18 protein-coding genes and 2 tRNA genes are annotated in these 22714 nt (G+C 31.7%); 4 read left to right on the top strand and 16 right to left on the bottom strand.

The window, feature by feature from the left end; translation table 11 throughout:
• Window positions 1-17 precede the first annotated feature (17 nt).
• From D1815_RS22600 to D1815_RS22540, 13 genes are all read right to left on the bottom strand, one after another.
• Window positions 18-100, bottom strand: a tRNA-Tyr gene (locus D1815_RS22600).
• Between the two features lie 121 nt (window positions 101-221).
• Window positions 222-295: transfer RNA gene (locus tag D1815_RS22595), tRNA-Thr, on the bottom strand.
• Window positions 296-396: 101 nt separating this feature from the next.
• Window positions 397-699, bottom strand: a complete 303-nt coding sequence (gene hpf / locus D1815_RS22590) for a ribosome hibernation-promoting factor, HPF/YfiA family (RefSeq protein WP_027393793.1) — start codon at window positions 697-699, stop codon at window positions 397-399.
• A 67-nt stretch (window positions 700-766) separates the two neighbouring features.
• Window positions 767-1657: a tyrosine-type recombinase/integrase gene (locus D1815_RS22585; RefSeq protein ID WP_027393792.1), complete on the bottom strand. Its 891-nt coding sequence runs from the start codon at window positions 1655-1657 to the stop codon at window positions 767-769.
• 123 nt (window positions 1658-1780) lie between these two features.
• On the bottom strand, window positions 1781-1975 hold the full coding sequence (rpsU, locus tag D1815_RS22580) for a 30S ribosomal protein S21 (protein ID WP_025743950.1): 195 nt from the start codon (window positions 1973-1975) through the stop codon (window positions 1781-1783).
• Window positions 1976-2201: 226 nt separating this feature from the next.
• Window positions 2202-3581, bottom strand: coding sequence for an alpha-amylase (locus D1815_RS22575; protein ID WP_118390107.1), 1380 nt, complete (start codon window positions 3579-3581; stop codon window positions 2202-2204).
• A gap of 494 nt (window positions 3582-4075) precedes the next feature.
• Window positions 4076-6055 carry a thiol-activated cytolysin family protein gene (locus D1815_RS22570; protein ID WP_118389608.1) on the bottom strand — a complete coding sequence of 660 codons (1980 nt, stop codon included), beginning with the start codon at window positions 6053-6055 and terminating at the stop codon, window positions 4076-4078.
• 440 nt (window positions 6056-6495) lie between these two features.
• On the bottom strand, window positions 6496-7659 hold the full coding sequence (locus D1815_RS22565) for an acyl-CoA dehydrogenase family protein (RefSeq protein WP_118389606.1): 1164 nt from the start codon (window positions 7657-7659) through the stop codon (window positions 6496-6498).
• Window positions 7660-7775: 116 nt separating this feature from the next.
• Window positions 7776-8648, bottom strand: a complete 873-nt coding sequence (locus D1815_RS22560) for a helix-hairpin-helix domain-containing protein (RefSeq protein WP_118389603.1) — start codon at window positions 8646-8648, stop codon at window positions 7776-7778.
• A 20-nt stretch (window positions 8649-8668) separates the two neighbouring features.
• A complete protein-coding gene (locus D1815_RS22555; protein WP_118389601.1) occupies window positions 8669-10270 on the bottom strand; it encodes a sodium:alanine symporter family protein in 1602 nt (533 codons plus the stop codon).
• Between the two features lie 99 nt (window positions 10271-10369).
• Complete coding sequence (locus tag D1815_RS22550; protein ID WP_027393786.1) at window positions 10370-11377, bottom strand: TrkA family potassium uptake protein; 1008 nt, start codon at window positions 11375-11377, stop codon at window positions 10370-10372.
• A 2-nt stretch (window positions 11378-11379) separates the two neighbouring features.
• Complete coding sequence (locus D1815_RS22545) at window positions 11380-11601, bottom strand: PspC family transcriptional regulator (protein WP_035085698.1); 222 nt, start codon at window positions 11599-11601, stop codon at window positions 11380-11382.
• 17 nt (window positions 11602-11618) lie between these two features.
• On the bottom strand, window positions 11619-12926 hold the full coding sequence (locus D1815_RS22540) for a DUF2851 family protein (RefSeq protein ID WP_233557499.1): 1308 nt from the start codon (window positions 12924-12926) through the stop codon (window positions 11619-11621).
• A 173-nt stretch (window positions 12927-13099) separates the two neighbouring features.
• Between D1815_RS22540 and D1815_RS22535 the strand changes: the two genes are divergently transcribed.
• A complete protein-coding gene (locus tag D1815_RS22535) occupies window positions 13100-13954 on the top strand; it encodes a peroxiredoxin family protein (protein ID WP_118389599.1) in 855 nt (284 codons plus the stop codon).
• 430 nt (window positions 13955-14384) lie between these two features.
• Here the strand turns inward: D1815_RS22535 and D1815_RS22530 are convergent, their stop codons facing one another.
• The 3 genes from D1815_RS22530 to D1815_RS22520 form a co-directional block, all read right to left on the bottom strand.
• Window positions 14385-15368 (bottom strand): AraC family transcriptional regulator, encoded by a 984-nt coding sequence (locus D1815_RS22530; protein WP_118389597.1) that lies wholly within the window; start codon window positions 15366-15368, stop codon window positions 14385-14387.
• 160 nt (window positions 15369-15528) lie between these two features.
• Window positions 15529-16890, bottom strand: a complete 1362-nt coding sequence (locus D1815_RS22525) for a pyridoxal-phosphate dependent enzyme (RefSeq protein WP_027393781.1) — start codon at window positions 16888-16890, stop codon at window positions 15529-15531.
• 99 nt (window positions 16891-16989) lie between these two features.
• Window positions 16990-18231, bottom strand: coding sequence for an ABC transporter permease (locus D1815_RS22520; RefSeq protein ID WP_118389595.1), 1242 nt, complete (start codon window positions 18229-18231; stop codon window positions 16990-16992).
• 8 nt (window positions 18232-18239) lie between these two features.
• Between D1815_RS22520 and D1815_RS22515 the strand changes: the two genes are divergently transcribed.
• The 3 genes from D1815_RS22515 to D1815_RS22505 all read left to right on the top strand — a co-directional run bounded on the left by D1815_RS22515 (window position 18240) and on the right by D1815_RS22505 (window position 22594).
• A complete protein-coding gene (locus tag D1815_RS22515; protein WP_118389592.1) occupies window positions 18240-19574 on the top strand; it encodes an exo-beta-N-acetylmuramidase NamZ domain-containing protein in 1335 nt (444 codons plus the stop codon).
• Window positions 19575-19758: 184 nt separating this feature from the next.
• Window positions 19759-21975, top strand: a complete 2217-nt coding sequence (locus D1815_RS22510; RefSeq protein ID WP_118389590.1) for a tetratricopeptide repeat protein — start codon at window positions 19759-19761, stop codon at window positions 21973-21975.
• A complete protein-coding gene (locus tag D1815_RS22505) occupies window positions 21950-22594 on the top strand; it encodes a response regulator transcription factor (protein ID WP_027393778.1) in 645 nt (214 codons plus the stop codon). The genes D1815_RS22510 and D1815_RS22505 overlap by 26 nt, the downstream gene beginning before the upstream one ends.
• Window positions 22595-22714: the final 120 nt, after the last annotated feature.

The raw sequence follows: 22714 nt of genomic DNA, 5'->3' as shown, positions 1-22714 counted from the left end.
ATCAAAATTGAAGGTTGTGGGGAGAGCAGGATTCGAACCTGCGAAGTTAAAAAACAACAGATTTACAGTCTGTCCTCGTTGGCCGCTTGAGTATCTCCCCAAAAAAATCATTATTTTAGAATGAACTTCTAAATTTCGAAGCGCAAAAGTAATCAAATATTTTACAATTCAAAATTTTACAAAAAAAAGGTTTATTTATTTTCAAACTTAACCTTTTTTTGAGCCGATGGAGGGACTCGAACCCACGACCTGCTGATTACAAATCAGCTGCTCTAGCCAGCTGAGCTACATCGGCTTTTGGTTACTTTTTTAAGCATAAAAAAGTCCGCTATTTCTAACGGACTGCAAATGTATAGAATTTATTTATTACACAAAACATTTTTTTAAAAAAAATCATCAAACATGTGCATTTAATTTTTCCTTGCGTTTCCTTAACTGTCTCTCCAATGAACTAACACACTCATCCACACCTTCTTCGAAACTTTTATTTATTTTTTTGATTATAAACTCATCTCCTGGCACACTAAGCAAAATTTCTGTGATTTTATTTTCCTTACCACTCGTATTCATAACTTTTAGAAAAACATCAGCATAAATAATACGACTAAAATGATTTTCCAACTTATCCAATTTTGCTTGAGTAAAATCTATCAACTTCTGATCTACATTAAAATTTACGGATTGCAAGTTCACTTTCATAGGTGTTATATTAATTGGTTAAACAAATACTTAAAACCTAAAAGAAATTAACAAAGCAGCTTATAGTTTATTTTTTATTCCTTGGATGGGATTGTTTATACACTTTTGCCAACTGTGCTATACTTTGATGCGTATACACCTGAGTAGCTGCTAAACTAGAATGACCTAGCAATTCTTTTACAGCGTTTAAGTTCGCGCCTTCATTAAGTAGATGTGTCGCAAATGAGTGTCTCAATATATGCGGACTTCTTTTAACTTTTGAAGATACATTACTAAAATAGCCATTTATGACTCGATAAACAAGTGTTTCATATATTTTAACTCCTTTTTCTGTAAGTAGTAACGAAGAATCTCCCAACTCTTTAACTACATCTTTACGCAACTCTATATACTGCTCTATAGTTTTAATAACCGAAGGGATTAATGGAACATACCGTTCTTTATTTCGCTTCCCTAAGACTTTGATCTGCTTAGATGAGACATCAACATCTTTAAGCTTAAGATTCACCAATTCAATTCTACGCATTCCAGTTGCATAAAATAACTCCACAATTAACCTATCCCTAACACTTTTAAAATCCACACCACTAGACAACTCTTCTAAAACGAGATCAACCTCTGCATCCGAAAATGGTATTTGAAGTTTGTTAGAAGCTTTTAACGCCTTATGTTTAGCTAACGGATTCTTATCTATCTGCTCCGACTTAAGCAAGAATTTAAAATAAGTCTTAAGAGAAGACACTTTTCTATTAATTGTTCTATTCGAAACTTCTTTATCAACCAGACTAACTATCCAAGAACGGATTTGAGTATAATCCGATTTTGAAATATCTTTTACATCGTATTCATCTTCATAAAATTGAACAAAAGACAGCAAATCTGCTTTATAAGCAGCAACAGTATGTGTAGAGTATTTTTTCTCTAAAAGTAAATAATCTACAAACTCCTTAATAAACATAAAAAAAACCATTAGACCGCAAAAGTATAAAACTTTTACATCTAATGGTTCAATTTATATATACTGAAAAACGAAGTTCGATTTCTCTACAAGAAATCAAAACATACAACGTTTCAACATTTTTTAAATTTCCTCTTGATCTCTTAAGTGCTGAATGTACTGCGCTTTTTGAACTTGAGCTCTGCGCTCAACAGAAGGCTTTGTGAACGCCTGACGCTTACGCAGCTGACGCATAGTTCCTGTTCTGTCGAATTTACGCTTAAAACGTTTTAACGCTCTATCTATATTTTCTCCGTCTTTAACTGGTATAATTAACATAGTGTTACCTCCTTTCTTTAAAAATTAGGGTGCAAAGATAACACAAAAGTATTATCTACAAAGCTTTTTCTTCACGAAGTTAATTATTCTTCATTTTTTATTGTAAACATTCGAATATCATCATAAAAAAAAACAGCTCCTCTATCTATATAATTATTTAATAGAAATAGGAGCTGTCCTTGATTTATACAGTATCTTTTTACACAAGTAACAATATACCCAATCCTTACTTAAGAGACCATACAGTATACCCTTTCGGCGGAGCTTGTATTTTAACCCATTTCCCTCCTTGAGTTACCGGCTCCCAGCTCGAATTACCTGTATAATCTTTTATTCTTCGGCTAGACCAGTTTGTCTGAATCCATCTTTCTTTCCACGAATTAGAATTATTGATATACACAATTAAACCATTCTTTCCTCCACCACCATTTCTTCTAGCAATATACTCATCGTTATCTGTCCATAAATTTGAAGTATTACCTCCGGCCAAGTTATTATGAATCCATATAAGATTGTTCAGCTTATTTTTATCCAACCAGTCTTCGTAATCTCTATAAAAAAGTGCAGGATATCCTTCGTGAGTTAAAATATAAGCGTATGCTAATAACTTATTGGTATAAATTTCATCAGTATCATGATTAGCTACAAAAGTAACAGCTCTACTGGCATTTCTTTTCCAAAGCATATCTCCGCTAAGTGCATTTAGATTATTACCTACGAACGCGTCCCGCATTTTATAATAGCAAGCAAAATCAAATGCGGACATCTGTGCTTCATTTGTCCACCAATCCAAGGTATTTACATTTCCATCCCAATATTCTCCAACACCAAAGCCACCTGTTGACTGACGAAATTCTTTTGCAACCCAAGGAGCAAAACCTTTTACATAATCAAACCTATATCCATCAAACCCCATAGTGTTAGTATAATACTTCGCCACAGAGTTACTTCTCTTCCATAACCAGTCCTGAACATATGTTTTGTTATGGCTTAAATCTGGGAATCCTCCAAAGAAACCACTATCAGAATTATAGGCTTCATTTGGGTGAAAATCATACTTTGTTCTATTAAACTTATTAGACAATGGATTAAATTTTGTGTACGTCTCTTTTCCTGCAAATTCATTCGGTTCTAAATCCCCACCGCTATTATGATTAATAACAATATCAGCAATCACACTTAAACTGTTACTATGAGCCGTCGATATAAGACTTTCGAGCTCGGATCTTGAACCAAATCGTGTCTCGGTACTTCCCATTTGGTTATATTCTCCAAAATCATAATAATCAAAGGGATCATATCCCATAGAGAATGGCCCATTCTGTGCTTTACTTACTGGCGGTAGCCAAATAGCATCAACACCTGCATTACTCCAAGCGTTAACTTTTCCTTTTACAACATTCCACCAAGTACCACCTGCAGGAACATCCCAATAAAAAGCTTGCATCATCACCCCAGATCCAATAACTTTAAGACCTGCTCTAGTAGAAGTTGATTCCTCTGGTTTGATCGACTCAGGCTCTACTGAATCTAGAACCTCGTCTTTACCGCATGAAACGATAAAAAATACCGTCAACAGAAAATAAACGAATTTAATAGTTTTCATAAAAAGTGTTTTTTGTGTTAAATTTCTCACAATGTAATATTTTTACATACACGAAAACGTTTGAAGAACCACTCAAACGTTTTCGTGTTAATAAAATTTTATCATGTATTCAAAAATGAGCGCTAAAAAGTAGCAAATTGTCATTTTGTAAAGACAATAAAAAGAAAATTCTCAGTTCGGACTTAATTTTCATCTCTAGATCAAGGATTTTAAACAGTATAGATGAAATATTTCGGCAATAATCTCTCTTAAGATTATGGAAGTCTTTCCGTCTATTGTTTCATTTTAGTCTTGGGTTATAAAATCCAAATCCTATGTTTTACCTTGCTATTCATTTTAAAAAGAAAATTCAAACTTTCAAAATAGAAATATATCAGAAACCCCGAAGCAAAACCTTCGGGGAGTCATGAAAAGTAAACTTGGGGAAAGGGTTTTAGGGCAATTACTATAAATAAGTAGGTAAGATTTACAGAGACATAATACTCAACAAACTATTATTGCAGTACTCTAACTCCTGAATAATCAGCTTCAAAATCATCAACCTCTCTAATTCTTCTATACACATTTCTTCTCCTCGCATTCAAATCATTTAAATACATCATAAGATCACCTTCTTCATTAATTAGCAAAAGCTCTTCTACTCCTCCTAAAAAACGTATTACAGCCGCGGCTCCTATTTTATTAAAACTGTCGTTACCTTCATTTTTTAGTAATACCGATAAATTTTGCGTTTCTACATTATCCATAGCTGTACTACTGGAAAAAAGGTTTTGCATAAACTCTGGCGACCCATCAGAAAAAACAATAGAAGTCATTCTATTACCATCAGCCAAGTTAGAAGGTAATCCTGCAGCCGCCGAAACACCTTCTGCAGAAAAAGGGAAAGGTGAATCAGAAGTACTTAAAATAGTATCGATATTTTCAGTATTGGAAGCATAAACTCCTATAGGATTCCCATCATTTATATCAAAATTTTCATTCACAAAAAACCGATGTGACCTAATCCCTCCATTATCAATAAATATCACAGTGTTTTCAGGAAATCCTTTATCAGTTTCTGTATGTTTGAAACCAGCCCCTACGTTATCCAAATCACTAACTCCTAATGGACCATCAGGATCATTATGATCAAATACTCCTAATACTTCTGCTAATCCTGCGTCATAAATAGCGTATCTATCACCTGCTTCATTATAAACACCTATGACGGCATCTTTAATATTGAAAGCTGCTCCTATACGATCATCGGTACCAAAAATATCAACCAGATTTTGATAAGCTCTTAGTGGTAGTTGCCCTTTTAATTCGCAAGTAGTTCTACCGAACTCTGTAACTAAATCTACACCAACAATTTGATCAGGTCGTTCCACGCTTCTTACCACATAAGAAACCGGCAATGCAAAACGTAAATCAGAAGTTTCTCCTAATGCTGAAGCAATATCTCGAATATTGGTTTCACCAATCAACTCAAAAGCACCACTAGAAGGCCCTCCATATGCAATTACCTTTATTTTTAAGTCATTTAAGCTTTCAACTGAAGAAACATCCAAGCCAGCGGAAGCATTAACCGCAAGACCTCTAAAACTCGCATTGATACTTGCATCCATTTCTTGACGAGAAGAAGTCGATTCTATCAACATGTAAAAAACACGTCCAAAAGTTACAGAGGAAATAAAAGTTGCCGGATTATCACCTTGTACAAATGGTGCTAAATCTTCAGGAGTAACACTTTCGCCAAAAATTTGCCCAATTTCGGTAGGCAAATCAAAACTCATTGTATACATACTTTGGTCTAATTTAACTAACGTACGATTGAATTCTTTTTCTGTGCTAAAACTAAAATTGCTAGAAACATTCACTCTAAATGCACGTACATTAATACCTAATTCTATCGCCAACTGCTCTTCAGACTCTACCTGCTCGATGTCCACTGTAAAATTTGCTGGAGCTTCTTCTCCTGATGTGCTGATAATTTGGTTTATAGCATCTTGAATCGTACTTCGTTTCACCTCATCTACTTCTACAGAAGATTGTAAATTTCCGTTATTAATATTTATAGAAATAGTTCCTCCTGCTCTTTCGACTACAATAGGAGAAGGCGTAGGCTCGGACAAAGTTTTTCCTTGTAATAAATTACCTGGAAATATTACATCTGCATTTGTATCAAATAAATTAAATTTTCCTGTTCCATCCTTCAAATCTATAGTTTCGGTAACGCAAATAAATCTCGAAGTGGTTCCATCTGCATTACTCTCATCTAATGCAGTTTCTTCTATAGATATAACTTCCTCTATTCTTTCTTCATTAAAAGAAGGAATCTCGTTTCCGACAGAAAACACATCTTCATATGTCAAAGGTTCTTCTCCAACAATCGAGTTTTCTTCATCAGATGAATCATCATTACTACACCCAAAAGTGAGACATAAAAAAAACAATATGTTGAGTTTAATAAAAAGTGTTATTAGCTTTTTCATAATTAATTAAAATATTTTTAAATAAATGATTTGTGACGCAATACTACAACCGCAGTACGCTGCAAAAAAAAAGAAGTAAGATGAAGACGAAAAAAAAGCGTTTAGAAGGAAAAAAAAACGGTTAAAGGGAATGCTATAATACCTCTACTGATTTAGGATTATCGTATCTATATCAGGGATAAAGTTTACAAGTTGGTGTATATTGATCCAATTTACATTTGGAAGTAAAAAAAAATTATCAATCCTTCTTTTGATTAAAAAAGTTGTACTATTTCATATAAACACTAGCTAGACAATAAGAAGAAAAAAGGCTTTTTATATGTCTTAAGTTTATAGACATATAAAAAGCCTTTTAAAATTTTATAAGCAAGCGAAACATCTTCTTATAATTACCATTTTGACAAATTGAAAAAATTTTCGCTAAAAAAAGCAACCTATAATTATGCTTTCACAGCTGGTTTGTATTCTTTCTTGTCGATTACCATTTTGGCGATAATCTCTCTTAAAATTTCAGAAGTACCTCCTCCTATTGGTCCCAATCGGCTATCTCTAAAAAGTCTTGCTAATGGATATTCTTCCATATAACCATATCCTCCTAATAATTGTAGACATTTATAAATCACCTCATCAGCTATTTTTGTCGACATTAACTTAGACATACTTGCTTCTTTTACCACATACTGCCCATCATTTAATCTTTTAGCTATAGAATAATTAAACTCTTTACACATTTCTAATTCACTAGCCATATCAGCTACTGAGTGACGAAGAGCTTGAAACTTATCGATTGTTTTCCCAAAAGCTTCTCTCTCACTCATATACTTGATTGCATAATCTAAAGCATATTCGGCTCTTGCATGAGCATTGATACCCATTATCAATCTTTCTAATGCAAAATGCTGCATAATATATGAGAAACCTTTGTTCTCTTCTCCCATCAAGTTATTTCCAGGTATTTTAACATTATCAAAAGCTATCTCGCCAGTATCGGATGCTCTCCAACCTAATTTATCTAATTTAGTAGCAGAAATACCCGGAGTTTCTCTATCCATTATAAAAATACTAATCCCTTTATTACCAAGTTCTGGAGTAGTCTTAGCAGCTACTATAAGATAATCACTATAAACTCCATTGGTAATAAATGTTTTAGAGCCATTAATAACATAAGAATCTCCTTCTTTTACCGCAGTAGTTCTCATACCCGCGACATCAGAACCACCAAATGGTTCGGAAATACATAGGCATCCTATTTTTTCTCCAGAAATACTAGACCTAAGATATTCTTCTTTAATTCTATGATCTCCTTCTTTATTTACATGAGTCATTGCCAAATAAACATGTGCCCACATAGCCGCAGCAAAACCGCCAGAATTTATTTTCTGTAACTCTTCTAAAAATATTACGGTATAAAAAAGATCTAGTCCCAATCCTCCATATTCCTCTGGATAAGCTATCCCAAAATAACCCATTTCGCCAAACTTCTCCCAAATGAAACGTTCAATATCACCAGTCTTTTCCCACTTTTCTATATGTGGGACTACTTCTTTTTGTAAAAAATCTTTTAGACTTTCTCTAAATAATTCGTGCTCTTCTGTAAAATACATGTTGTTTAAATGATAACTTTGATTTATATAGCTAACATATTACCATAAATAAAAACATAAAAAACTCTTCTAAGAATTTACATATTATCAATAATCACGGTAATTTTTTCCGATTTTTAATTTAATTCCAAATATAATGCTATTCTATCTATTTTTTCTAAAGAAAAACCCTCAATTTTTCCTAATTCTTCAAAATTAGAAATCCCTTGATGTGCATCTATAAAATCTTTAATTTCTAACGCAGTCTCAAAATCAAAATAAGGAACTTCCATTAATTCCTTTACTGAAGCATTATTAATATTAATCTTTTCAAATCTTCTTATTTCTTTAACAGTATATAGAGATAGAATTTTTTTACGCTGATTATCATACAAGCCTTCAACATCTTTAAGCTGTACATCGCTTATAAAGCCACCTAATCTATCTCTACATTTTATAATCCTCTCTGCAATAAAATCGGGCACACCAATAATATCTTGAAATTCCTTAGAAGTAACACCATTAAGATCCTCTTTTTGAGCAAAAGATTTTATAGGATATCGTACATTATTATAAGGTTTTGATTTTTTAGAATTTTGTACCCAATCAGGAAATTTAAATAAAGGTGAAATTACTGCTAATAATGAATCAGAAACCCCAGTAACCCTTTTAAAATCCGATACAGAATTTATCCATCTATCTTTTTTTCGATATGCATAAAGTTTATCCAATTCACCTGTCGTCATTCCCAAAACGTACCCTTTATAATCCGTTATGAAATTTGGATTAAACTGCTTTAATTTATACTCCTTTTTCTTTTTAAGTGCTTCATTTTTCAATGAATCTATCTGCACCTGATATTCTGTATAAGCCACAAAGTTGTCCTCACTACCTATAGTGTTAGGAAAAAAGTACAACACTCCTATTAAAAAGAACATTAATAGTGCTAAAAGAAGAATCCCATTTCGGAAACGTCTGTGTATCTCGAAATGGGATTCAGTATTTTTCATGTTAAGACGATAAATAAATCTTAATTTTTAGAAGCTTTTATTGCCTCAAAAAACCTAGAAAGTTGTTTCTTAACTACAGGGAAAAGGAAAAATAATCCTACCATATTAGGGAATACCATCGCAAAAATCATTGCATCAGAGAATGCCCAAATTGATCCCATACTAGCTGCTGCACCAATCACAACAAAAGTTAAGAATAAAAGTTTATAAACTAAATCTGCAGTCTTTCCTCGACCAAATAAAAATTTCCAAGATTGTAATCCATAGTACGACCAAGATATCATTGTAGAAACTGCGAACAATACTACAGCTATTGTTAAGAATATATTAGAGTATGGAATGAACTTTCCAAATGCTTGTGCAGTAATTCCTGCTCCTTCATATGACACACCATCAATTAAAACAGCACCACTACCATCTCCACCATACTGAAAAGCTCCACCGGAATTAAAAATAATAATTACTAAAGCAGTCATTGTACATATTACTACTGTATCTATAAAAGGCTCTAACAAAGCTACAAGACCTTCAGAAGCGGAATACTTAGTTTTTACTGCAGAATGCGCAATCGATGCTGAACCTGCTCCAGCTTCATTTGAAAATGCAGCTCTTTTAAAACCAACTAATAAAACTCCTATAAAACCGCCTACTCCAATAGCTTTTGGATTAAATGCTTCTGTAACAATCATACCAATAGCATCATCAATAAATGAAAAGTTACTAAAGATTATATATAAACACGCTAAAATATACATTACTGCCATTAAAGGCACAACTTTTTCCGTAACAGAAGCAATTCTCTTAATTCCTCCTATAATGATAATTCCAACTAAGATTGCCAATATAATACCTATGATTGTTCCAGCACCAGTACTTTCTAACCCCATCAGTTCTTTTAAAACTATTGTTGCTTGATTAGACTGTGCAGCATTTCCTCCTCCAAAAGACCCTCCAATACAAAATATAGCAAAAATTACAGCTGCTATTTTTCCTAATGTAGCAAAACCTTTTTCTTTAAGTCCTTTACTCAAATAATACATTGGACCTCCATAGACAGTTCCATCTTCTCCAACATCTCTATATTGTACTCCTAATGTACACTCAACAAACTTAGTAGACATTCCTAAAAGTCCACAAACAATCATCCAAAAAGTAGCTCCGGGTCCTCCTAAAGCAATTGCTAAAGCTACACCCGCTATATTACCATTACCAACAGTTCCTGAAACTGCGGTAGCCAATGCCTGAAAATGTGAAACTTCTCCTTCTTTACTTTCATCTCTTATCGTATCTGGAATATCGCCATCTACCCCTGCTTTAGGATCTCCCAAACTGTGACCCTCTACTTCATCATATTTACCGCGTACTACATTAATCGCTTTCCCGAAATATCGAATATTTGGAAAGCCAAAATATATTGTAAAGAAAATTGCACTTAGAACTAATAGAATAATTACAAATGGTGCACCTTCGAAAACTTCAAAAAAGATAACTTTTGAGAAAAAATTAGAAATTGGCTGAAAAGCTTCATCTATCTTTTGATCTAAACCTTTTTCTGCAGTCTCCTGCGCAAATGTTAAAAATGGGATTGTGAGTGCTAAAATTGAAAGAAGAATTCTCTTCATAATGTGTGAGTTAATTGAATTTAGTTTTTTAGAAGTGAGCAAGATGCTAAAAAAAACCATTGTTTACAATAATTTAACGATTAAATCTTTTATGCTAATCTAAATATTAAATTCTTTATTCAATTGATTTACCTGCTCAGGTCTTCCTAGGACAACAACTTTAGAACCTGGCTTTAAAATGGTATCAGCTTCTGGGTTTACAATATATTCGCCTTCAGGAGACTTATAACCTATGATAGTACATCCTGTCCTTGATCGCATAGCAATCTCACGAATAGTTCTCTCTTTTTTATCATCAAACAAATCTTCAAAAGAAACCTCTTCTATATTTATAGATCGCTTACCAACTATTGATAAATTATCTAAAAATTCGATTAAATCCGGCACCACAACTAAAGAAGCCATATGATCTCCTCCGATTCTATCTGGCATAATCACATTATCTGCTCCTGCCAATCTTATTTTCTTATAAGAAGCATCTTGTGATGCTCTACTAATAATTTTAAGGTCCCTGTTAATTTGTCTTGCGGATAACACTATAAATAAATTATCAGCATCTTCTGGTAAGGTACAGATTAAACAAAAGGCTTCTTTTATTTTAGCGTCTATTAATACATTATCTTCTGTGGCATTTCCTTCTAGAAAAAAAAGCTCATCACTTTGATATTTTTCGATTACTGCCTTGTCATTTTCTATAATAATAAAAGGCTTATTATATGCCAACAGTTTATCCGCAGCTTGTTTACCATTTCGACCATAGCCGACAATAATGATATGATTTTCTAGTTTATTCATCATTTTTTGCAATTTTCGATGTTGCACTCTTTGAGGATCACTTTTCCCTACAATATATTCTGTTATTACGGATAAGGAATATCCTAAAATTATTGCACTTGTGGTTATTAAAAAAACCGTAAACAACTTTGCTGTATCATCTAATGGCTCTACTTCTCCGAACCCTACAGTAGACATTGTAATAACGGTCATGTACAAGGCATCAATCCAAGAATAATCGGAAAAAAAACGGAAACCTATTACTCCTACCGCAACTACAGTAATTAGTAAAGCTAAGGCTATATATATTTTAGACCCAAATCGCTTTAACATACTTATAAATCAAAAACTGAAGTTCTTTTAGTATACACTAAATCCTTTAATTTTAACCAAAAGGCCATATTAAGATAAATCACAAATCCTAATCCTGCCGTAGCAAAGGTTAAATAAATAAAGAACAAGCGTACATTTTTAGCACGCATTCCTAACCTATCTGCAAGCCTACTGGAAACATAAAATCCATTGCGCTCCAAAAAATGTCTTAAATTATAAAGCATAATGCAAAATAATTATATTATCCTAAACTACCTTCTCTATTCAATAAATAATTACCTATGGAACATTTTAAACAAGCTTTTTTATCACAATAATTGTTTTTAAGTTCAATCATAGATTGTGAATGTAATGCATCATCCATACGCACTCCCAAATCAATAAAATGATTCGTAATATTATTCTTTTCACAAGGTAGTTGTGACATTAATCCAAATATTTCCTCTTCTACATCTTTTCCAATATCCCTAGCATATAAAAATTTCAAAGGAATAATCGTATTTATCAAAATCAAGTTTATAAATGACTTTGTTATTTTTTTACCTCTCGAACTGGATTCCTTATCAAAAGTATAATGCGTTTCCCAGAACTCACTCGCACTTACATCAAATAGTTCATAAAACATATCGAGATTATTCATACTCATAACCTCACTAAAAAGTTGGTTATTTTTAAAATAAAGACTTGCTAATTGAGATATTCGAATTGTTGGAAAATTAGAAGGTCTTAATCTAAAAAACTTAAAAGGTATCACTCCTTTATTTTGTAATTTAAATTTATTTTTCAAAAAGGCATACTGTTTTAAAAGCTTCTGTACATATGGAACACTAGAGTCTACATCTAGCAAATTAGCTTGTCCAAAAAATAGCGCTTCTAATTGTTCTACATTTGTACTACATTTCCTTAAACAAGGGAACCCAAATGAATTAGCTAGACTTAAAAATGCATCACCATTAACTTTTAACCCAAAATTTTTTGCTAATAACTTAAAAAGCACCTCTTCCCAATCGTTTGATGATTTTTTTAATAATTTTCTAATTTCGGATGACTTATACTCCAAACGTTCTATATATAATCTTTCTTGCCAATTAGAAATTGTAAAACTTGACACTTCTGGAAGTTGTTTCTCACACTGAATCCAGTTGGTAGTTTTATTCTGAAAAATTTTTTGATACTGAATAAGTAAAGATGTACCTACATAATCTTTAAGTTGCAAAGTAGGTAAGCGAGAATTATCGTTTCTAAAAACTTCGATATCATCATCCCATACCACATGCAATATAACATTATCGTATGCCGGATCTATCTCATGATGATGCACATACCAATCACTAGACTTTATATGAATCTCTAAATTTCCTGCCCATTTCTGATCATTAATTATTAATTGTGCATTAAAAAAATCTGGCCCAGAATTCAATTGATTATGATCTCCAACCCTAAGAAGCACTAAAGATTGATTATCAGTAGTTTTTAGATTCGAAAAATTGATTTTTTTGTATTTCCAGATATAATGTAGAAAATCTTCATTCATAAATAAATCATTCATTTAAAAAATTATCACAGTTGATATAAACATTATCATTTGTTCATATACTGTAGATGTGTCTTAAAAAGATGAAATGTTACCCCGCTACGAATAACTTATAAAGAATATTATATAATTTTACTCTTTTATTGTAAGTGAATTAACGCTACTAAGACTACTCACAAAACAATCACATGAACGGTATATTAAAATCTATTTTCATTACGCTCCTACCCTTATCGGGCCTTTACTTTACCATACTTGGCGCAATACATATTATTAAACATGGGCTATCTGCTCCTCAACTCTTTGGACAAATAATAATAGCATCAACTATTACTCTGTTTTTTGTTTTACTTTTTCTAAAACCAGTAGCCAGAACCGACAAGAATTTAAAAACCCATACTACGTTAATTATTATTGGTCTTTTGATAAATCTTGGGTTTAGTATTCTTAGAGAAATAAATCTAGGTGAAATATTACCCAGTCTAGCTATGTTTTTAAGCTGGATTTTATATTTAAAATGGTATTCGATTTTTAATAACCGTTCCGAAAATGCCATATTAAAGAAAGGCGCACAATTTCCGAAACTTGATTTTTTAGATATTAATAAAAACAAAATCACTACAAGTACATTTTCGGGAAACCCTACTATATATCTATTTTATCGTGGTAACTGGTGTCCTCTTTGCATGATGCAAATCAAGGAAATTGCATTACAATATAAAGAACTGGAAAAAAGGAATGTACATGTTGTTTTAATAAGTCCGCAACCCCATACACTTTCTAAATCTTTAGCAGAAAAGTATGAACTAAACTTTCATTTCTTACAAGATTATAAAAGTGAAGCATCCAAAAAACTAAATATTTTAGCAAAAAATGGATTACCAATGGGCCTTCAGGTATTGGGGTATGATAATGATACAGTTTTACCAACAGTTATTATTACAGACTCTAATCAAAAAATCATCTTCGCAGATTTAACCGATAATTATAGAGTAAGGCCAGAACCGGATACTTTTATAAATATTATTGACAATATTAACTAGATAGCACACTAAAAAATAACAAAGTGCATAACACTAATAGACGAAATTGTCTCTTGAAAATTTCTTGAAATCACCTAAACACTCTTAAGTACTGACTAAAAACCTATTACGGGATATTTCAAACTAAAAAGTTAAAGAAATCTCAAAAAAATCACACTATTCACCTACCAATAGTACGGTTTTACCTTTGTTTTTCTTAAAAAAATCACAAAAATTACAAAAATGTACTATTGGTAAGATTTTATGTATTAATGGAAATTATTACAACCTTATCATTTCTTTTCTTTGTTAACGAAATAGGGAAGATAATTTCAAAAAAAATATATAAAGATTTCAAAATCCTAAGCTTAGTTGAGTTTGTGTTAGGTTATAGATGGTTGTCATTTTTTGACGACCATCTTTATTTTATATACTTTTTTTTCAAAAAAACTTATCGAATTTGTATATCTGGATAAACATCAAATTTATTGAAAAACGCCTTTTTAAATTTTGATGAATTCGAATAATTAAGATTATCCATAACTTCTTTGATAGATAACCCTTCTGTAAATATCATATTATAAGAACTTTCTAATTTTTTATTATTAAAAAATTCCAAAGGTGTTTGATCATGAATCTCTTTAAACATATTAAAGAAATTTGTACGACTCATATGAGCCATCGAAGCCAAATAATCTACCCCTACAAAAGGTTCATGGAGGTTATGTTCTAAATAATTACTTACCTTATAAATATTACCAACCTGAGCACTATTTATATTAAAAGGATTGCTTTCTGTCTCCCACATTAGGACATCTTTCCAGAATGTTTCTAGTAGGCGAATTCCTCTTGCAATAAAAAACAGGTAATTTTCAACTTTCTTTATATCCGGGGATACTATCTGGTCAAATAAAAGAGATTGTTTATACGAAAGGTAAAACTTATTAATATGCTGATGGGAGTATCTAATATATTGATCCACTTTATCAGCCATATTACTATTCTTGAGAAAATAAGGTTTTGTATACTTACTTTTCAATACTATCATAATTGATTTCACCTCTGCTCCCTTGGTTATGTAGACTCTCTCTCCCTGTTGCGCATCCATACATCTCATATTTCCGGGAGTATATCCATCAGAATATGAGCTTATTATTTCATTTTGTTCAATCTGATGATCTAATGAATATTTCCTAAAATGTAAGATAATATCTTTTTCTCCGATAGGTTCTCTTACATATTCTATATCTACGTGTGCTTTATAATTATTGATGAAAAGAAAAACCTCTGGAGATATTTTATAATAGCTAAGATATCCTTCTCCAATTTCTGAAGGAAAATAAATTCTATCGGTAGTACCATCAGGATCCAATTGGGATCTAAAATAGCTCCTTAATACATCTATATCAGAAAAGTCAAATGAATATTTTTGCATACACCCTCGATTTTATACGAATCTTTTCTTTATAGATTGTTTTTTTTGCATAAAGTTGCGCACAAAAATAAAGAAGTTCAGATTTTGGTATAAAAACAACCCCTAAATCAGTTTAAATACTAATAAAGGGGATACCTTATATGATATAAATATAAATAATTTATTTTATATGACTTATAACATCATATTTTGTAATGATATGATGCTTTCCATTCTCCAGTGCAACTAGAACAGCAGGATTACCATTTTTGATTAAACTTGATATCTCATCTAGTGATGTATTTGCTTCTACAATTGGGAAAGGGTCATTCATAATTTCTCTGATTGGAGTATCCGCAGTGTTTTTATCATCCAAAAACGCAGAAAATAAAGCACTTTCATCTACCGACCCTACAAAACCTTCGCTATCTAAAACTGGTATCTGCGAAATTTGAAATTTACGCATACGTTCTATTGCATGAGAAACCAACTCTTCAGTTTTTACTGTAACTAAAGGTTTCTCTTCATGATTTTTTACCAAATCCACTGCTGTCGACACTTCTTCTTCCAGAAAACCACGTTCTCTCATCCAATCATCATTAAACATCTTACCAACATATCTACTGCCGTGATCATGAAATAGTACAACTACTACATCATCCTTTTTAAAATGATCTTTTAATTGTAATAATCCTTTAATAGCTGCTCCAGCACTATTTCCAAGGAACATTCCCTCTTCTTTTGCAAGTCGTTGTGTATAAACTGCAGCATCTTTATCAGTTACTTTCGTAAAACCATCGATAATAGAAAAATTCACATTTTCTGGTAAAATGTCTTCTCCAATACCCTCTGTAATGTACGAGTACACCTCATTTTCATCAAATATTCCGGTTTCATGATATTTCTTAAATACCGAACCGTATGTATCAATACCCCAAATTTTGACATCTGGGTTTTTCTCTTTTAAATATTTACCAACACCAGAAATTGTTCCTCCTGTTCCAACTCCAACAATAAAATGTGTTACTTTACCTTCTGTCTGTTCCCATATTTCTGGACCCGTACTTTCGTAATGAGCCTTTGCGTTAGACGGATTATCATATTGATTAACATACCAAGAATTAGGTGTTTCTTCTGCCAACCTTTTAGAAACAGAATAGTAAGATCTAGGATCATCTGGTTCTACATTAGTTGGACACACCATTACTTTAGCTCCTACAGCTCTAAGGATATCCATTTTTTCTTTGGACTGTTTATCCGCCATAACGCAGATCAACTTATACCCTTTTACAATTGCAACAAGAGCAAGTCCCATCCCGGTATTCCCAGAGGTTCCCTCTATAATTGTTCCTCCAGGTTTTAATCTTCCATCAGCTTCAGCATCCTCGATCATTTTTAAAGCCATTCGGTCTTTTACAGAATTCCCAGGATTAAATGTCTCGTATTTAGCTAACACTAAAGCATCAACATCTTTTACCAGAGCATTCATTTTTACCATAGGTGTATCCCCAATGGTTTCCAAAATATTATTTGCGTACTTCACAAGCTTACTAATTTATTAGAGTCTCTTTAATTGTTTTTTATGCGGTGCAAAGATACAAATACAAAGCCATTAAGTTAGAGGAAGATGTACTAATTCATGCTACTGGAATCGAATAGCCTTAGAAGGCGATATTTTAGCAATCACATATGATGGAATAAGAAGCATGATAAGACATAAAACCATGGTCCCCAAATTAAGTAAAATTATATAACCAATATCTATATAAATAGGAGCTGTACTCACATAATATGTAGCAGGATTCAATCCAATTATACCATAATATTTCTGTAGAAACAACAATCCTACACCTATGAGATTACCCCAAAGCAATCCTATCAATATTAAATATCCCGCGTTATACAAAAATACTTTTCGAATACTCCAGTCATTTGTTCCTAACGATTTTAAGATACCAATCATAGGCGTTCTTTCTAAAATAAGAACCAGTAATGCCGTAATCATATTAATTCCAGCAACTAATATAATTATACTAATTATACCGATGATATTAAGATCAAAGAGTTTTAACCATTCGAAAATACTACCATATTTTAAAGTAATCGTTACGGCTTCTAGGTCCGAAGGAATATTTTCATAAATCTGTCTCCCTTTTTTGTCAATATCATCAAAGTCATCAATAAACACCTCAAAACCTCCGACTTGATTCTCTTTCCATTTATTCATTTTCTGAATATGCCGGATATCTGCAAAAATAAATTTCTCATCAAACTCTAGAAAACCAGAATCATAAATACCAACAATCTTAAAAGCTCTAATATTGGCCGGGATGTTAGAACTAGAGTTTTTCTTCAAAAAAACAGTATTTGCATTATCCCCAATCCCCAATCCTAACCTAGAGGCAGTATATGCGGATATTAATATTTGATTATTTCTAGGATCTGTAAAATCCGGTAAAGTACCCTCTATCAAATATTCTTCAAAATATGACCAATTATAATCTTCTCCAACTCCCTTAACTACAATTCCTTCAAAGTCATTCTCTGTTCTAATAAGTCCGCCCTTAGTAGCAAATCCTTGAACATGTTTAATTCCAGAAACGTCTGTAAAATTAGGATAGAAATGCTGATCTTTTTTAATAGGGATCATAGATTCTAAGCTGTTATTATTATCATAACTGGTAATAATAACATGACCATTAAATGCAGCAACTTTTTCTCTAATTTTACGTTGTAACCCTATACCAGTAGCTACAGTTATCAACATCATAACCATACCAATGGCTATAGCCAAAATGGCAATTTTTATGATTGCTGATGATATGCTACTTTTATGTTCCTTACCTTTGATAAGGCGTTTGGCAATAAAATATTCGAAATTCAAAGTTACTTATGGTTTTTATAAGAAATGCATTCAAAAATACGTTTTTATTCTTTTTTACACTGCTTATTTCTTGCGGAAGCGGAACAAAAACATCATCACAGACCACTTCTGATCAAGAAAAGTCTGAAATAAATAAGAAAAGTGTTATTTCAGAAAACCAACAACAAGACTCGCTAAATGTTTTAGAACCTGTTATAGTTGGAGCAAATCAAACTGAATTATACTTACCATTACTGCAAAATAAAAAAATTGCAATCGTAGGGAATCAAACTTCTGTAATTTTCAAATTTCCTAATATCAGTCCATTATTACAAACTGAAAAAGTTGCTACAAACACTTTAGGTCAATATACACATCTTGTAGATTCTTTATTATCCAAAAACATTGACATAAAAAAGGTATTTGCTCCTGAACATGGTTTTAGAGGAAAAGCAGATGCCGGAGAGCTCGTTGCTGACGAAAAAGATATAAAAACGGGATTACCGATCGTATCATTACATGGTAAAAGCAAAAAACCTTCTGCTGCCTCGCTTTCTGATATTGATATGGTTGTTTTTGACATTCAGGATGTAGGTGCTAGATTTTACACCTATATTTCTACACTTCATTATGTAATGCAAGCCTGTGCAGAAAATAATATTCCTTTATTAATTTTGGATAGACCGAATCCCAATGGGCATTATATAGATGGACCAACTTTAGAAATAGAACATAGCAGTTTTGTTGGGGTGCATCCAATTCCATTAGTTCATGGGATGACAATCGGAGAATACGCAAAAATGGTAAATGGAGAAGGTTGGTTAGGAAATGACCTAAAATGCGAAATCCAGATTATTCCTGTTAAAAATTACACACATCAAACTTATTATAGTTTAGCAATACGACCCTCACCTAATCTACCAAATGATAGATCGATAAACCTATATCCCAGTTTAGGTTTTTTCGAAGGTACTACTATTAATGCTGGTCGAGGTACGGAAATGCAATTTCAGATTTTTGGATCCCCAGATTTCCCAATTGATCAATACGATTTTGCTTACACTCCACAACCTAATTTCGGTGCTAAATACCCTAAACACAAAGGAGAAGTCTGTTATGGAAAAGATCTTAGAAAAATCAAAAGACTTGGCAGTATTAATATACAATGGCTCCTTAACGCATATAATAATTCTAAAAACAAAGAAGGTTTTTTCAACAATAAATCATTCACTATACATGCAGGAACAAAAAAGCTACAACAACAAATAGAACAAGGATATACTGCTCGGGAAATAAAAAAGACGTGGATAAAAGATCTAGAAAAATTTAAAAAAATAAGATCTCAATATCTTCTGTATAAATAACCCTAAAATAGAGATCTAAAGTTCCCTGTTTTCAGGGATATTGATGATTTTTGAAATTAATATCTTTGACTATAATAAATTATAAAACATTGTAAAATAGATATTTCAATATAATTTTAACTTTAAAAGTTATTTATTATAACGAAATAGAAAAATATTCTCCCCCAGAATAATTAAAGCAAAAATGAAGTTCGTCAATTACAATATATTATCTTATCTAAAAAACAGTATTGCCATAGTCACGCTACTGTTTTCTTTAAATATTCAAGGGCAAATTGACGTTAAAAAAACATTTCCTTATTCTTATAAAGGTGAAAGGGAAATTATAAATGAACTAAAAACTATATCTAATATACCAGATAGAAGAAAAGAAAGTTATCTTATTGCTAAAGAACAACTACATAAAAAAGCTGTTAAGAGTGATCGATTTAAAGCTGACTTGAGCTTAATTATAAGTTCTTATTTTAGAAGTATATCCCAGATTGATTCGGTAAAATACTATGGACAAAAAATACTTGAACTAAATAATTTCAAAAATGACACTCTTAAAAATAATATTTATGGTCTTGCATATTTCACTCTAGGCCAAGCTAATAGTTTTATTGGCCTGAACGAAAAATCCAAAAAATGGTATTTTAAAGGAATTAATATTTCACAACAACATAATGATGAACGTATTTATTATGTAAATTCTTTTGGTTTAGCTAATGTCTATATCGCCACGAGTGAGTATGATCTCGCTCTAGAGATCTTAGAAAAATGCCAAGAGTATAAGAAAAACCCAGAAATGGTATTTGGTTCCATTGTAAATATTGCCAACATATATGGCTATAAAGAAGAATTTGACAAAGCTATTGAATATTTCGAAAAAGCCAGAGAAATTTGTATAAAAGCTAATAGAACAAGCTGTATCGGGACAATTTCTATAAATATGGGTATTACCTATAAAAAAATTGGAGCTTTAGATAAATCACTGGTTTCTTTCGATAAGGCCTTAGAAATTGCTAAAGCCAATAATTTTGAACGAATGCAGATTATTGGTAGTGTAGAAAAAGGGCGACTTTTAAATGAATTAAAAAGATACCAAGAAGCAGAAGATATTACGCTTTCTGCGTTAGATATCGCAACAAAAATAGGTTTCTTAAATGAACAAGAAAAAATCTATTTCCGCTTAAAAGAAATTGCAGTTTCTAAAAATGATTATAAAAAAGCATTAAGCTATTACGAACATTATGATCAAATCTCTGATTCTGCCCGAACACTTGATAAAGATAAAGAGATTAACGAACTAGAAGTAAAATATAAAACATTACAAAAAGAAAAAGAAATAAGGTTTTTGCAAATTGAAAACACCAATAAACAACTGGAATTAGCGAATCAACAAGAAGCTATAAGTAACCTTAAACTTGTACAAGAGATAGAAAATAAAGAATATGAAATTCTTAGAAAAGAAAATGAAAACAAACTGTTAACTTTTCAAAACACTACCGAAAAAGCATTAAAGGATAATATTATTCTAAAGAAAAACCAAGAACTTAAGGATGCGCAATTAAAAATCCAACAAGACGAAACTGCAAAACAAAAAGTTTTTAAAAATATCATACTATATTCTTTTTTAATATTACTCGTACCAGTAATTGGGTTATTAGTGACTTACTATCAAAAAATTAAAGTACAAAGTGAGCTTAACCAAAAACAAAAAGAAATAAACGAAACAAAAATTTCATCCTTATTAAAGGATCAAGAATTAAAAGTAATCAAAGCTTCCGTAGAAGGGCAAGACAAAGAAAGAAAACGTATCGCTCAAGAATTACATGATAGTATCGGTGGAAATCTTGCTGCTATTAAACTTCAATTGAACAACTCTGATCAAAAAAACCAAAGCACATTAAAAGCTGTCAATACTCAAATTGATGACACGTATGAATTAGTCCGTGATCTTTCTCATAACTTAATTCCTAAAAAGTTTAGTAAAAACAATTTTTCTGATGTACTAGAAGAATATTTTAGTAATATTGGAGGGGCAAGTAAGCTAAAAACTGGATTTAGTGTGTACCCAAGAAGAAGAGTTGATCTTCTAGAAGAAACGTTACAAGTCGAAACTTTTAAGATCATACAAGAATTAGTCACTAATAGTATTAAGCACGCAAAAGCATCCTCTATTGCACTTCAAATTAATTTATTAGATAATGAATTGAATATTCTTTTTGAAGATGATGGAGTAGGATTTGATGTAAATAAAAATACCGAGGGTATTGGATTCAGAAATATAAGGAGTAGATTAGATAAAATTGATGGAACGATAGATATCGATTCTAGAATAAAAAGAGGGACAATTATTAATATAGCAATAACCAGCTTAACAACAACCACAGATGAAGTACAACCTAATTATAGCTGATGATCATAAAATGTTTTTAGATGGATTATTAAGCATCTTAAATTCTGAAAACGATTATAATATTCTTTTAACAGCTAAAAACGGCAAGCATATTGCTAAATACCTAGAAATCAACCCTGATGAAAAAATAGATTTAATCATCACTGATATTACTATGCCAGAAATGGACGGTATTGCTCTAAACAAGATCGTAAAAGAACGAAGTTCTACTATAAAAACACTTGTCGTAAGTATGCATAACAATCCAGATATGATTGATAACCTAATCGAACATGATGTGGATGGTTATGTTCCTAAAAACGCTGAAAAAGAAGAACTTCTAAAAGCAATACAAACTATATTGAGTGGAGAAAAATATTTTTCTCGTGAGATAAAGGATATTTATATGGAAAATAAGTTTTCCAAAAAGAAAGATGAAGAAATAAAACTTACTCAAAGAGAAATAGATGTTATTACATTAATTGCTCAAGAATTCACCACTCAGGAAATCGCGGATAAATTATTCTTAAGTAAACATACTATAGAAAGTTATCGAAAGAACTTAATTGCTAAACTTAATGTAAGAAACCTAGCAGGTCTTACAAAGTATGCTATAAAAATGAATTACGTAGAGCATTAAAATTCTTAAGACAAAAAGTTAAGTTACTCTCATACCAATCTCTATTTATTTAAATATTTCTTCCCCATTATTACGCCCATCCTATTGTTGGTGACACTAGGTGTGTACCCAAAACGGCAC

The sequence above is a fragment of the Aquimarina sp. AD1 genome (assembly GCF_003443695.1).
Classification (GTDB): Bacteria; Bacteroidota; Bacteroidia; order Flavobacteriales; family Flavobacteriaceae; genus Aquimarina; species Aquimarina latercula.
Note: the sequence above shows the minus strand (reverse complement) of the source record. Positions and strands in the feature narration are given on the sequence as shown.